This is a genomic window from Roseomonas gilardii subsp. gilardii, assembly GCF_023078375.1.
Classification (GTDB): domain Bacteria; phylum Pseudomonadota; class Alphaproteobacteria; order Acetobacterales; family Acetobacteraceae; genus Roseomonas; species Roseomonas gilardii.
The window spans coordinates 2,690,001-2,703,510 of sequence record NZ_CP095554.1 but is presented as its reverse complement, the minus strand read 5'-3'; the positions used below and the strand labels follow the sequence as shown (position 1 = coordinate 2,703,510).

Here is a 13,510-nt window from a genome sequence, read left to right as displayed (position 1 = left end):
CCAGCCCCGGCTTTGGCATCCTTCGCCTCCCCCGCCGCGCGGCGCAGCCCGGCACCCGTGGCGCGGAAGCTCTCCACCAGCTCGGCGTCGGTGGGCGGCGGGCGGACGCTCACCGGGTCCAGCGTCAGGGAAAGGAGGTCGGCGGCGTCATGGATGGCGGCCAGCTTCTCCTCCTGCTGGCCCGGCACGAAGCTGTCCAGGGTGACGACCTGGGCCACCTCCGGCAGCGGCGCGATGCGCTTCGCCAGCGCATCGGCCTCGGCCAGCGAGGGGGTCAGCACGTCGATCGTATAGGGGGAGCGGTCGGGGTCCTTCATCAGGTCCTCGATCGTCGAGACCGATTCCACCTTCTCGCTGCGCAGGTGCAACGGGTTGAAGTCGAAGGTCAGCCGCGGCATCAGCGCCACCGATCCGACGACCAGCAGCACCGCGGCGGCGATCACCCCGGTGGCGGCGGTGCAGCCAGGTCTCGAGCGGGGCCAGGGCAGCGAAGCCGACCTCCCTCGCCTCGCCCGCCGGGCGCAGCAGGGTCAGGAGCGCCGGCAGCAGCGTGATGCTGAGCACGAAGGCCACCACCATCCCCACCCCGGCGATGGCCCCGAGCTCCGAGACGCCGATATAGCTGGTGGGCAGGAAAGCGAAGAACCCCGCCGCGATGGCCGCCGCCGCCAGGGCCAGCGAGCCGCCCACGGCGTTTCCCGCCGCCACCAGCGCATCGCCCAGCGCCGGGTGGCGCAGGCGCTCCGCCCGGGCGCGGACGGAAACCTGGATGCCGAAATCCACCCCCAGCCCGACGAAGAGCGGGATGAAGGCCACCGAGATCAGGTTGAAGCGCCCGATCACCAGCAGCCCCGCCCCGGCCGTCAGCACTAGGCCGAGGATGGTGCTGAGCAGGATCGCCAGGGTGAAGCGCCAGGAGCGCACGGCGAGCCAGACCATGGCGACGAGGCAGACGACCATGGCGATGCCCATCAGCGAGGCACCTTCCGCCAGGGTGGCGAATTCCTCATCCGAAAGCGGCACGCTGCCCGTCAGGCGCACGGTCACGCCCCGCGCCGCGTCCAGCCCCAGCTCGCGCGCCGCCTCGCGGATCGCGGTGCTGGCCCGGGCGCCGGGCTCCAGCGAGCCGTAGTCGAGCTTCGCCTGGACCAGGATGAACTTGCGGGTCTCCCGCACGCCGGCCGGCTGGTCGGAGAAGAGGTTGCGCCAGGAGAAGAAGCCCGGCCTGCCCGCTGCCACGGCATCGAAGCTGGTGGCCAGGGCCTCCAGCGGGCGGCGGATGTCCTCCAGCGTCGCCTGCCCGCGCTCCACGCCGAGCAGCACCGTATCCAGCGCCCCCATCACCCCGCGCAGGCTGGGATCGGCGGCCAGCGGCCCGAGGAAGGGCTGCGCCTGGATGAGCTGGTCGGTATTGGCCTGCACCTCCGCCAGCGGCAGCAGCATCAGGCCGTAGCGGGCGAAGAAGGGGCCGCCATCGGGGCGGCGGACGCTGCGGAACAGGTCCTCCCTCCCTTTCAGCCGGTCATAGAGCCGCGCCGCGCCGAGTTCCGCCAGTTCCGGCGTGGCCCCGTCCAGCACCACCACGGTCATGTCCTGGTATTGCGGGAAGGCGGCGTTGAGCGCGATCTCCCGCTGCCGGTAGGGCAGGTCCGGGGAGATCAGCTCCGCCGTGTCGGTCGTCATGGCGAAGTGCCGGGTGCTGTACAGGCCGGCGGCCCCGGTCAGCAACAGGGCCAGCAGCACGACCCACCAGGCATGGCGGCAGCAGGCGCCGACGATCCGCCCCGTGAGAGAGGCCGGCGTGGCGGCGGGCAGGTCGTGGGGGGCATGAACCATGCGGTCCGGGTCCTCTGGCATGGCCCCCTCCGGCGTGACGCATGAGAGCCGGTGTCGCGTTGTCCGGCCCCGGCGGGCGGGGCAGAAGCCCGGGGGATGGCGCGTGACGTTGCATCCCGGCCGGACGGTGGCTAAGCAGGAAGGCCGGTCGGGGGTTGCCCGGCGCTATCATCGGTGTTGTCCATGTCGTCAAGACCCGTGCCGCCCGGAGCGTTCGATGGCAATGCCGAACACCCGGCCGAATGGGATGTCCCGCTCAACAGCATGATCGTGGCCGCCGCCGACAGGACGGCACGGTACTGGACCTTCGACAAGCCAGGCCGCATCCGCATCGGCAGCCATGACCACATGGTGATGTTCGCACGGATGCTGCTGGAGACGCACAACCCCTACAAGCCCCGCGTGCTGGACTGGCCGAAGCTGGACCCGGAGGCGCATGCCCGCCTCACCGGCCTGCCGATCTGGGACATCGCCGTGCAGACCGAGGGCCGGGCCTCGCTGCGCGTGCTCGACTACGCCGCCACCATCGAGGACCCGCTGCTCAAGGAAGCGATGGTCATGGATGGCAACGAGGAGGCGCGGCACAAGGTGGTGCTGTCCAACCTTGTCGAGGCCTATGGCGTGGTGCTGGAGCCGGAGCCGGAATACACCGGCTTCAAGGACACCGAATGGGGCTGGATGCGCACGGGCTACAGCGAGTGCATCGACAGCTTCTTCGCCTTCGGCCTGTTCGAGGCGGCGCGGCGCTCCGGCTTCTTCCCGCCCGATCTGGTGGAGACCTTCGAACCGGTGATCCAGGAGGAAAGCCGGCACATCCTCTTCTTCGCCAACTGGGCGGCCTGGAAGCGCAAGCAGCAGCCCTGGTGGCGCAAGCCGTATTTCCTGGCCAAGACCGCCGCCGTCTGGGCGGTGCTGGTCTGGGACCGCCTGGTGATGGCGCGCGACATGAGCGGCGCCTCGAAGGACACGAACTTCACCGCCAATTCCCAGTCCATCGGCGTCAGCATGAGCGCGGCGGAGCTGATCGACATCTGCCTCGCCGAGAACGACCGGCGGCTGGGCGGCTACGATCCGCGCCTGCTGCGGCCGGTGACGGTGCCCTTCTTCATCCGGATCGCGCGCCGCTTCATGCGCGATCCGAAGCCCAGGGAAGCGGCCCAGGCCGCCTGAGACCCTCCCCGTGAGTCACGACACCATCATTCATCGCATCGTCCGGCCGGCGGTGCGGCGGGTTGCGCCGACCGGCGTGACTCCCAATCAGATCACCACCCTACGCCTGCTGGGCGGCATCGCCGCCGCCCTGGCCTTCGCCGGCCCGGCCCCCTGGCCCGCCATCGGAGGCGGGATCTTCCTGTTCTCCATGCTGCTCGACCGGGCGGATGGCGAACTGGCGCGGCAGACCCGGCAGTTCAGCGCGATGGGGCACCGCTACGACCTGATCAGCGACTGCTCCTCGAACATCATCGCCTTCATCGGCATCGGCGTGGGGCTGATCCCCATCCTGAACCTCACCGGACCACTCCTGGGCGTGGTCGCCGGCCTCGGCATCGGGGCGCTGTTCTGGCAGCTCAACGTGCTGAAGCTGGGCGAGCTGCGCGGCTACCAGATCGCGCCGGGCCTGACCGTCGATCCCGACGATGCCATGGTCTTCGTGCCCGTCCTGGTCTGGCTCGGCCTCTCCGTGCCGATGCTCTGGGCCGCCGCGGTCATCACGCCGCTGGCCGCGCTCTGGCTGGGGCTGACCGGGCGGCGGCGGAACCGGATCGCCTCCTGACCAGCACATACCTTCTTCTTTCTCCAAGGATACCCAGGCACGGCATGGAAGCCTCCGGTCGCTCCCACCCCCGGCTTGTCCGGCTGCTTCTTCTCACGCCCCTGCTGGGTCTCGGCGCCTGCCAGTCCCTGCTGCAGGAAGGCACGGCGGATGTCGCCGGTATCGGCGGCGCTGCCCTGGCGACGGCGGTGACGGATAACGGCGCCGTGGCGACCGGCATCGGCTTCGGCGTCCGCGCGGTCGCCCAGGCCGGGCTGCAATACGCCTTCCGCAAGGCCCAGCACACCGAGCAGCAGGCCATCGCCGATGCCGCCGGCCCTGTGCCCCTGGGCCAGGTGGCGAGCTGGAAGGTCGTCCACGACACCGCCATCCTCCCCGACCAGCACGGCAAGGTCACCGTGGTCCGCGAAATCGGCGGCAAGGACCTGCAATGCCGCGAGATCATCTTCTCCGTGGAGGAGGAGGCGAAGCAGGGCGTGAAGCAGGAATTCTTCACCGCCGCGATCTGCCGCAACAAGGAGGGCTGGTCCTGGGCCAGCGCCGAACCCGCCACCGAGCGCTGGGGCGCGCTGCAGTGAGGGCTGGAGGGAGAGCCGGGGGCTGGCTGGCTCTGCTGTCCGCTGGGATGCTCGCGGGATGCAGTTCCGCGGGTGGTGTCGTCGGCGGCATCGCCGGCATCGCGACCGGGGCGGCGACCACGAACCCGGCGGTGGGCTATGCCGTGGCGGTGGGGGTCGAGGCCGGTACCAACGCGACCGTGAAATACGTGACCCGCAAGCTGCACCAGGGCGAGCAGGACGCGATCAGCGCGGCGGCCGGAGCGGCGCCGCCCGGCACGCGGGTGGACTGGAAGATCGAGCACGACCTGCCCTTCGGCTATAGCGACGCCAAGGGACAGGTCGAGGTGGTGCGGGAGATCGACTCCCCCTGGCGCATTGCCGTGAGCTGGCACTGACCGTGGAAGGAGAGACGCAGACCTTCCTGGGCATGATCTGCCGGCAGGCAACGGGCTGGAAATGGGCCAATGCGGAGCCCGCGACGGCGCGCTGGGGTGCCCTGCAATAACCCCCGGTGCCTCCGCTTCAGGCGGAGGCCCGGACCTCTTCCACGGCGATGAGGAGCCGCTCGAACTCCCCCTGCCCCAGCGCGCCGATGCAGCCGATGCGGAAGCTCTCCGCCTGGGTCAGCTTGCCCGGGTAGATCAGGAAGCCCCGCTCCGCCAGCGCGTCGTAGAAGCGCCGGAAGTCGAATCCCTCCGGTGAGCGGAAGGTGGCGATGATGGGCGCCTGCACTGCCTCATCGAGGTAGAGTTCGAAGCCCAGGCGCCGCATCCCCGCCAGCAGGGTGCGGAGATTGTTGCCGTAGCGCGCCCGGCGCGCCTCCGGCCCGCCCTCGGCCTCCAGCAGGCGCAGCGCCTCGACCAGCGCGGCCACCACCTGCACCGGCGGGGTGAAGCGCCACTGGCCATTGCCCTCGAAACCGCGCCACTGCGCCTCCAGGTCAAGGCTGACGGAAGGGCTGTTGCCCTTGCGCGCCGCCAGGACCTCCTCGCGCACCAGGGCGAAACCGATCCCCGGCACGCCCTCCAGGCATTTGTTCGAGGAGGCCAGCACCGCCGCCACCGGCTGGGCGGAAAGGTCGATCGGCAGGGCGCCGAAGCTGCTCATCGCATCCAGCAGCAGGTGCCGCCCCGCCTCCGCCACGGCGGCGGCGATCTCCGGCAGAGGGTTCAGGATGCCGGTGGTCGTCTCGCAATGGACCAGGGCGACATGGGTGATGGCGGGGTCGGCCCGCAGCGCCCCGGCGACGCGGGCGGGCTCCGCCACCCGGTCCTCCGGCCAGCGCAGCGCCTCCACCTGCCGCCCCAGGCGGCGGGCGATGGTCACCATGCGCTCGCCATAGGCGCCGTTGCAGAGGACCAGCAGCTTGTCCTCCGGCGCGATCAGCGTGGCGATCGCGGCCTCGACGATGAAGGTGCCGGAGCCCTGGAGGGGCACCGCCACATGGCTCCCCTGCCCCTTCGCGACATCCAGCAGCCGCTGCCGCAGCTCCGCGGTCAGGGCGATGAAGCCCGGATCGCGCGAGCCCCAGTCGCGCAGCATGGCCCGCCGCGTCTCGATCCGCGTGGTCAGCGGGCCCGGCGTCAGGAGGATGGGGGTCGGTTCGGCCGTCATCTCAGTGCTTTCCCATTCCACCGGCCAAAGCGGGGCCGCCGAAGCCCGGCCCCGAGGCATCCCAGCGCCAGACGATCAGCCCCGGCAGGCCCAGGGCCATGTCGCGCAGCCGCCGGATCAGCGCCAGGGCCAGGGCCTGGTCGGCCGGAATGCCGAACAGGCCGCAAAGCAGGACATAGCCGCCCTCCTGCACCCCCAGCGCGCCAGGGATGAAGAAGCCGGCGCTGCGCACCGCCTGGCCCAGGCTCTCGATCACCATGGCCTCGGCGAAGCCGGCCTCGATGCCCAGCAGCCACATCGCCGCCCAGGTTTCCACGACGCCGATCAGCCAGGAGGCCAGGTGCCCCGCGCCGCTGCGCCAGAGATGCGACGGCTGGCGGTAGAGGCGCAGCACGGCCTCGTTCAGCCCGGTCATGTCCCCCAGCGAGGCCCAGCCCGCCCGGGCGGCGAAGCGCGGCAGCATCTTCTCAACCAGCCGGAACAGGCCGAAGCGCTGCGCCAGCATGAAGGCCACAGTCAGCCCACCGCCGAGCAGCGTGGCCGCGATCAGCCAGTGCGTCACCGTGTCGCCGCCCTCATGCGGGATCAGCAGCAGCACGGCCACGCCCATCAGGGAGAAGACGATCTGCGAGGCCATCTCCGTGGCGAGATCGACGGCGATGCTGGCCACCACGCGGATGCGTCCGACCCCGCGGCGGAGCAGGAGCTGCGCCCGCGCCAGCTCTCCTGCCACCTGCACGAAGGGCAGCATGGCATTGGCGGATTCCCGCACCCAGCGCAGCTTGGTGAGCGCCAGCAGCCCCGGCTTGCGCGGGTCCTCGATCAGCGGCTGCCAGCCCAGGGCGGAGCAGAAGATCTGCGGCACATGCAGCGCCGCCACCAGCAGCAGGCCCCAGCCCGTCTGGAGCAGCAGCGCCAGGATCTGGGCCGGGTCGCTGGTGAGGATCAGCGTGAGGAAGGCGGCGAGGCCGATGACGAGGCTGAGGGCGGTGGACCAGATCACGCGGAAGCCGCCTCCGCGAGCGGCCGGGCGAGGAAGGCCCGGAAACGCCGCGCCACCTCCGGCGGCTTGACGGTCGGGCGGCCGAGCTTCGCCATGGAGCCGGGGGCGATCCGGGCATGGATCAGCGCCGGGCCGCCCGTGGCCAGAGCCTGCCGGAACGCGGCCTCGAACCCGCCCAGGGAAGCGCAGGAGGCGGCGGTGCGATAGCCGCAGGCCAGCGCGACACCGGCGAAATCCACCGAGGCGGAGACCGTCGCCTGCCCGCCCGTCGAGTCGTGCACGCCATTGTCCAGGATCACATGGACCAGCCGCTCCGGCGCATGGGCGCCGATCGTGGCGAGGCTGCCGAGCTTCATCAGCGCCGCCCCGTCACCATCCAGCACCACCACGAGGCGCGAGCTGTTCAGGGCGATGCCCAGACCCATGCCACTGGCCCCGCCCATGGAGCCGACCTGATAGAGATGCTGCTCCCGGTCCGCGAGGGTGAAGAGTTCCCGCCCGCATTTGCCGGTGGTGGCGACCACCGCCGCCTCCTCCGGCACGATGGAGAGGAAGCGCTCCAGCACGGCGGCACGGGTGGGGCGCTCGCCCTCCCCCGGGTGATCCGAACGCCGGCCTGGCGGCGGCAGGGGCCGCGACGCCTGGTCCAGCGGACTGTCGGCCACGTCGCCCTTGCGCATGACGAAGGCATAGGGAAGCCCGGTCGCCTCCATCCGGGTGACGGCCTGCGCCAGGGCCGGTGCCAGGGCTGCGGGCCCGGCCGGGAAAGGCGCCTGTTCCAGCCGCATCAGGGCGATCAGGTCCTGGGTGATCTCCCCCATCAGCTCGTGTTGCGGCTCGTCCGGAATGCCCGGCTCTCCCCGCCAGGTGGTGACGAAGAGGGTCGGGATGCGGAAGGGGTGGCTCAACGAGGTCAGCGGGTTCACCGCATTCCCCAGCCCCGAATTCTGGCACATCACCACGGTCCGCCGCCCCGCCAGCCAGGCGCCGGCGGCGATGGCCACGGCCTCCCCCTCGCTGGCTGCGCCGACATAGGCGAGGCCCGGCGCGGACAGGACGCCGTTGATCAGCGGGGTCAGGAAGGAACAGGGCACGCCCGTATAGAAGTCGAAGCCGGCTTTGCCGGCTTCGTGGAGAAACTCCAATGCTGTGATCATGGTCTCAGGTGAATTTTCGGGCCTCGGCGAGGTCGGTCAGCGTGTCCACGTCGAGCCAGTGCCCAGTGAAGTACTTCACCCGCACCGGATGCTTCGCGGCGAGGCGCGTCAGCAGCAGCGGCATGTCACCGCCCTCCAATAGACCCTCGGCCGCCATGGCGTCGAGTTCCTCCTGCAGCCACAGGGCCCCGCGGGCGCTGAAGCGGGCAAGGCCGATCCATTCGCCGCAGCTTTCCTCGGAGGCCGAGCCGCCATGCGTCATGGAGACGAGATGCGCCGGCGCGTCGTCGAGATAGTCGCCGGAGAAGCGCTTGTCGGCCACCACACCATCGCGCTTGTTCGGGCGGGTGCCGTCCTGCGTCTTGTCCAGCGCATCCACCGCCACGACAATGTCGGCGGAGGAGGAGAGCAGGCTGTCCAGGATGTAGCGACGGAACAGCACATCGCCATAGGCGATCACCGTCTCGCCCTTGATCGCCTCGCGGGCCTGGGCCAGCGACCAGATCTCGCCCGTTTCCGCGTACCGGTCGTTGTCGATCATCCGCACGCCGGACATGGCGACCGCTTCCTTGCGGTAGCCACGCACCACCGACACGTCGCGGACACCACTCTCGCGCAGCGTGCCGACCAGGCGCTGCAGCAGCGACTGGCCGCGCACATCGACCATGCATTTCGGCTGGTCCGCGGTGAGGCCGCCAAGTTCGCCGGCGGAAGCGGCCAGGACCACCGCCCCTGCCGCGGCGCGGGCCGGGAGGTAGCGCTTCTCGGCCTCCTCCAGCTCGGCATTGCCGGCAAGGCGGAAGATGTCCTTCACCGAGGCGACGCTGCCTTCCACGCGCATCAGCGACTCATCCTCGTGGATGCGCGCCGCCGTCTCGCGCATCGCCGTGATCGAGGCGCGCAGCAGGTGGTTGGCCCAGATGATGGTGGAAATGCCCGCCTGGCGGAACAGATCCGTCGGCGTCGCATAGTACATCGTCGGCACGATCACGAGCGGGCAGCGATGGCCCCAGCGTTCCGCGAAGGTGAAGATCTCGTCGGCCTTCGACTTCTTGGAGTGGATCAGGATCGCGTCGGCGCCAGCCGCGTGATAGCGCTCGGCCCGGTGCAGCGCCTCCTCCATGCTGTGACCGGAGATCAGCGCCTCGACACGCGCGACAAGGACAAAGTCATCATCCGTCTGGCTGTCCTTGCCGGCCTTGATGCGGCCGCAGAACTCATCGATGTCGGCGAGCGGCTGCGCCTCCCCGATGAAGGAGTTGGTCTTTGGGAAGAGCTTGTCCTCGATGCACACGCCAGCAATGCCACGTTCGCAGAGCTTGCGCACGAAGCGGCGGACATTGTTGAAGTTGCCGTGGCCCGTATCGCCATCCACCAGGATCGGCAGCGTCGTCGCATCGGACATGTATTCCAGCACGTCCAGCACCTGGGTCCAGGATGCCTCGTTGCTGTCACGCAGGCCCAGCGCGGCGGAGGTCGTGAGTCCGGAGGCCCAGACACCACGGAAGCCCGCCTCTTCCACGATCTTCGCGGAGAGGCCGTCATGAGCCTCCATCAGGAAGGAAAGGGTCGGCGAGGTGATTTCCCGGCGCAGAGCGGCAAAGCGGCTCTCCTTCCGCCGCGACTGGTCCGGGCGCGGCGCGGCGAGCTGATCCACATCACTTCTCAAAGCTTGGTTCCCCAACAACCGGGACAGGTGCACGAGGACACCGTCGGCCGGTCTTGCCTACATCGAACTGTCATCCTTATCGTTCAATGGGCCGGAAGCCAGAAACGGAAACCTTGATTTGTCGTCATATCTTGCCGTGCCGCAATGTGAGGCGGTCGCGATCATCCTGGCCGCTGGCGTCGGACAGCGCCTGGGCCGTTCCGATGACAGGCCCAAGATCCTGCTGGAATTCGGCGGCCACACGCTCCTGGCCCGGCACCTCGCCGCGCTGGAGGCGCATGGCATCCGCCAGGTGGCCATCACCATCGGCTATCACGGAGAACTGATCCGGGCAGAGGTCGAGCGTCTTGGCTGGCAGGATCGCGTGCATTTCGTGGAGAACCCGGATTTCCGCCAGGGTAGCCTCGTGTCACTGGCCGTGCAGGCGGACACGCTGCGGTGGGGTGGGCCGGTGCTCCTGATGGACGGCGATGTTCTCTACGATCCTGCCATGCTGGGCCGGCTCCTGCATGCGCCGGGCGAGAATCTCCTGCTGGTGGACCTGGAAATCGAGCCGGGGGACGAACCGGTGAAGATCTGTTTCCGGGATGGGCTGATCGTGGATTTCCGGAAGAGGCCGGAGCGTATGCATGACTGGCATGGCGAATCTGTGGGCTTCTTCCGCTTCTCGCCAGAGATGGCGGGGCTTCTGGCGGCGCGGTGCGAGGATTATGTCCAGCGCGGCGAAAAGAAGGTCGAATACGAGGAGGCGATCCGCGACCTGATCCTGGCCGAGCCGGCCCGTTTCCAGGCCGTGGATATCAGCGACCTGCCCTGGACCGAGATCGACTTTCCCGAGGACGTTCTCCGTGCGGAGAACGTCATCCTTCCACATCTTCAGGTTGCGAGCCCGGCATGAACGAGACTCTGAAGCTTTCCGTCCCGACAAAGGCAGCCCCCCTCTCCGCTGATGACGTGGCGCATTACGCGAGGACCGGATGGGTCGCGGCGCGCGGCTTCTACAGTCCGGAGGAAGCGCGGGCGATCTCGCGCTGGACAGATGAGCTGGTGGCCGCTCCTGAGGTGCCAGGGCGCCACATGGTCTATCGCGAGGACAGCCTGCTGCGCAGCGGCGAGCGTGTGATCCAGCGCATCGAGAACTTCTGCCCCTTTCATCAGGGCTTCAAGGATCTCGTTCGCGACAGCCGGCTGGAAGCGGCCGTGGCGCAGCTGATGGGCGGACCCGTGACGCTCTTCAAGGACAAGATCAACTTCAAGATGCCCGGCGGCGCAGGCTTCGAGCCGCATCAGGATCAGCAGGCCGGCTGGTCCGTCTATGCGCCGATCTTCGTCACGGCGCTGGTCTGCATCGATCGTGCCACGGAAGAGAATGGTTGCCTGCAGATGACCGATGCGCCGCGTCTGGCCGGATTGATCGGCGATGAATGGAAGCCGTTGAGCACCGAGCAGATGGCGAAATTCAAGCTTATTGCCGTGCCGACGGAGCCGGGTGACGTGCTGTTCTTCGACAGCTACGCCCCTCACGCCTCGGAAGCGAACATGACGGATGCGGCGAGGCGGATCCTGTACCTGACGTACAACCTGCTCTCGGACGGCGACCATTGCGCGCAGTATTTCGCGGACAAGCGCGCGAGCTTTCCGCCGGATGTCGAGCGGAAGCCGGGCAAGGACTACAAGTTCCGGGTCTGATGGGCGGGTTCGTGGTTCTGGAGAAACGCTTCGGAACCACGAACATCGGCATCGGTTTACGAGCAGATTCTGGTGCGACGCATATTTTTTGGGAAATGATTTTGGATGCGGGGACAGGATTTGAACCTGTGACCTTCAGGTTATGAGCCTGACGAGCTACCGGGCTGCTCCACCCCGCGTTGGGATCTGAGTGTGCTGAACTGGTCGTAAGTTGTGATTGGGTTCCCATCGGGCGGCCTGGCGGCGACCGACTCTCCCGCGTCTTGAGACGCAGTACCATGGGCGCTGAGGCGTTTCACGGCCGAGTTCGGGATGGGATCGGGTGTGGCAGCCTCGCTAGGGCCACCAGGCCACCGGATGGGAACCGGGTGTAGTGTGTACGACCAGATGCTGGGGTGATGGGGGGATCTGGGGCAGGCTGCTGTTGTGGCGTGCGGGCTGCTCTGAGGGGGCGTGTTGGGTGGGTGTGTGAGTGTGTGTGGTGAGCGGGTGCGCTTTGGTGCTGCGCGCGGTGTCCCCTTGTTGAGGGGGGCTGCGGTGTGGGGGAGATGGAGTTCGATCGGGCGATTAGGATCGCTCGGCTGCATGCATTGCTGCACTTCCACCTGCGACCTATCGACGTGGTGGTCTTCCACGGCCCTTGGGGAGACCTGGTTTTGAGGCTGGTTTCCCGCTTAGATGCCTTCAGCGGTTATCCGTTCCGCACTTAGCTACCCGGCGATGCGGCTGGCGCCACAACCGGTGCACCAGAGGTGCGTCCATCCCGGTCCTCTCGTACTAGGGACAGATCCTCGCAAGTCTCCAACACCCATGGCAGATAGGGACCGAACTGTCTCACGACGTTCTAAACCCAGCTCACGTACCGCTTTAATCGGCGAACAGCCGAACCCTTGGGACCTGCTCCAGCCCCGGGATGCGATGAGCCGACATCGAGGTGCCAAACCTCCCCGTCGATGTGGACTCTTGGGGGAGATCAGCCTGTTATCCCTAGAGTACCTTTTATCCGTTGAGCGATGGCCCTTCCACGCGGGACCACCGGATCACTAAGGCCGACTTTCGTCTCTGCTCGCGCTGTCGCGCTCGCAGTCAGGCGGGCTTATGCCTTTGCACTCAACAGCCGATGTCCGACCGGCCTGAGCCCACCATCGCGCGCCTCCGTTACACTTTGGGAGGCGACCGCCCCAGTCAAACTGCCCACCACGCAGGGTCCTGGCCCGGGCTGACCGGGCTCAGTGAGATGCCAGAAAGAAACAGGGTGGTATTTCAAGGTTGCCTCCACCTGAGCTGGCGCCCGGGTTTCGATGGCTCCCACCTATCCTACACAGTTCCTTCCTGGCACCACTGCGAAGCTGCAGTAAAGGTTCATAGGGTCTTTCCGTCTGACCACGGGTACCCCGCATCTTCACGGGGAATTCAATTTCGCTGAGTCCATGCTGGAGACAGTGGGGAAGTCGTTACACCATTCGTGCAGGTCGGAACTTACCCGACAAGGAATTTCGCTACCTTAGGACCGTTATAGTTACGGCCGCCGTTTACCGGGGCTTCGGTTCGATGCTTGCACATCTCCCCTTGACCTTCCGGCACCGGGCAGGTGTCAGACCCTATACGTCATCTCTCGATTTCGCAGAGCCCTGTGTTTTTACTAAACAGTCGCTACCCCCTGGTCTGTGCCACCCGCCTCTGGTTGCCCAGCGGCGGGTCTCGCTTATCCCGAAGTTACGCGAGTAATTTGCCTAGTTCCTTCAGCATGGTTCTCTCAAGCGCCTCGGTATTCTCAACCAGTCCACCTGTGTCGGTTTCGGGTACGGTCTTATCGACAGCGCTATTTCCTGGGCTGCTCCAGCCGCCATCCCAATCCGATAAGGGATGACGGAATTTCGCAGCCGTCACGTCTGTCAGGCCCAGGACTATTCACCTGGTTCCCATCGACTACGGCTTTCGCCCTCGCCTTAGGGGCCGGCTCACCCTGCGCGGATTGACCTTGCGCAGGAACCCTTGGACTTTCGGCGACAGGGGTTCTCACCCTGTTTATCGCTACTCATGTCCGCATTCGCACTTCCGATACCTCCAGCAGCCCTCACGGGTCTGCCTTCGCAGGCCTACGGAACGCTCCGCTACCACGCATGCTTGCGCATGCATCCACAGCTTCGGCACGTGGCTTGAGCCCCGTTACATTTTCGCCGCAAGACAGCTATTAGACCAGTGAGC

Annotated in this window: 11 protein-coding genes, 1 tRNA gene and 2 rRNA genes (1 of these 14 running past the window's edge); 6 read left to right on the top strand and 8 right to left on the bottom strand. The window is 67.6% G+C overall.

Features of this window, described 5'->3' with window-relative positions; genetic code table 11:
* Positions 1-147: 147 nt before the first annotated feature.
* Positions 148-1,836, bottom strand: a complete 1,689-nt coding sequence (locus MVG78_RS12275; protein ID WP_247551850.1) for an MMPL family transporter — start codon at positions 1,834-1,836, stop codon at positions 148-150.
* Between the two features lie 183 nt (positions 1,837-2,019).
* On the opposite strand from MVG78_RS12275, the gene MVG78_RS12270 reads away from it, so the two are divergent.
* Genes MVG78_RS12270 through MVG78_RS12255 form a run of 4 tightly spaced genes read left to right on the top strand, consistent with a single transcriptional unit; the run spans position 2,020 to position 4,565 of the window.
* Complete coding sequence (locus MVG78_RS12270; protein WP_247551848.1) at positions 2,020-3,006, top strand: ferritin-like domain-containing protein; 987 nt, start codon at positions 2,020-2,022, stop codon at positions 3,004-3,006.
* Between the two features lie 10 nt (positions 3,007-3,016).
* The gene (locus MVG78_RS12265; protein WP_247551846.1) at positions 3,017-3,610 is read left to right on the top strand and encodes a CDP-alcohol phosphatidyltransferase family protein; all 594 of its coding nucleotides are present in this window, start codon (positions 3,017-3,019) and stop codon (positions 3,608-3,610) included.
* Positions 3,611-3,654: 44 nt separating this feature from the next.
* A complete protein-coding gene (locus MVG78_RS12260; protein ID WP_247551844.1) occupies positions 3,655-4,188 on the top strand; it encodes a hypothetical protein in 534 nt (177 codons plus the stop codon).
* Between the two features lie 47 nt (positions 4,189-4,235).
* Complete coding sequence (locus tag MVG78_RS12255) at positions 4,236-4,565, top strand: hypothetical protein (protein WP_247551842.1); 330 nt, start codon at positions 4,236-4,238, stop codon at positions 4,563-4,565.
* Positions 4,566-4,692: 127 nt separating this feature from the next.
* Here MVG78_RS12255 and MVG78_RS12250 read toward each other — a convergent pair whose 3' ends face one another.
* The 4 genes from MVG78_RS12250 to aepX are packed head-to-tail and all read right to left on the bottom strand — an operon-like array spanning position 4,693 to position 9,601.
* Positions 4,693-5,784, bottom strand: a complete 1,092-nt coding sequence (locus tag MVG78_RS12250; RefSeq protein ID WP_247551840.1) for a 2-aminoethylphosphonate--pyruvate transaminase — start codon at positions 5,782-5,784, stop codon at positions 4,693-4,695.
* A gap of 1 nt (position 5,785) precedes the next feature.
* Positions 5,786-6,787, bottom strand: coding sequence for a lysylphosphatidylglycerol synthase domain-containing protein (locus tag MVG78_RS12245; RefSeq protein ID WP_247551838.1), 1,002 nt, complete (start codon positions 6,785-6,787; stop codon positions 5,786-5,788).
* Positions 6,784-7,944 (bottom strand): phosphonopyruvate decarboxylase, encoded by a 1,161-nt coding sequence (gene aepY, locus MVG78_RS12240; RefSeq protein WP_247551836.1) that lies wholly within the window; start codon positions 7,942-7,944, stop codon positions 6,784-6,786. The genes MVG78_RS12245 and aepY overlap by 4 nt, the downstream gene beginning before the upstream one ends.
* A 4-nt stretch (positions 7,945-7,948) precedes the next feature.
* The gene (aepX, locus tag MVG78_RS12235; protein ID WP_247551834.1) at positions 7,949-9,601 is read right to left on the bottom strand and encodes a phosphoenolpyruvate mutase; all 1,653 of its coding nucleotides are present in this window, start codon (positions 9,599-9,601) and stop codon (positions 7,949-7,951) included.
* A 130-nt stretch (positions 9,602-9,731) separates the two neighbouring features.
* Between aepX and MVG78_RS12230 the strand changes: the two genes are divergently transcribed.
* Together MVG78_RS12230 and MVG78_RS12225 are read left to right on the top strand one after the other, a co-directional pair.
* A complete protein-coding gene (locus MVG78_RS12230; protein WP_247551832.1) occupies positions 9,732-10,511 on the top strand; it encodes a phosphocholine cytidylyltransferase family protein in 780 nt (259 codons plus the stop codon).
* The gene (locus tag MVG78_RS12225; RefSeq protein WP_247551830.1) at positions 10,508-11,302 is read left to right on the top strand and encodes a phytanoyl-CoA dioxygenase family protein; all 795 of its coding nucleotides are present in this window, start codon (positions 10,508-10,510) and stop codon (positions 11,300-11,302) included. Before MVG78_RS12230 ends, MVG78_RS12225 begins: the two co-directional genes overlap by 4 nt.
* Positions 11,303-11,404: 102 nt before the next feature.
* Here the strand turns inward: MVG78_RS12225 and MVG78_RS12220 are convergent.
* The 3 genes from MVG78_RS12220 to MVG78_RS12210 form a co-directional block, all read right to left on the bottom strand.
* Positions 11,405-11,481: transfer RNA gene (locus tag MVG78_RS12220), tRNA-Met, on the bottom strand.
* Positions 11,482-11,537: 56 nt separating this feature from the next.
* A 5S ribosomal RNA gene (rrf, locus tag MVG78_RS12215) occupies positions 11,538-11,652 on the bottom strand.
* A 196-nt stretch (positions 11,653-11,848) separates the two neighbouring features.
* Positions 11,849-13,510 (bottom strand): 23S ribosomal RNA (locus MVG78_RS12210); it runs 1,081 nt beyond the window's last position.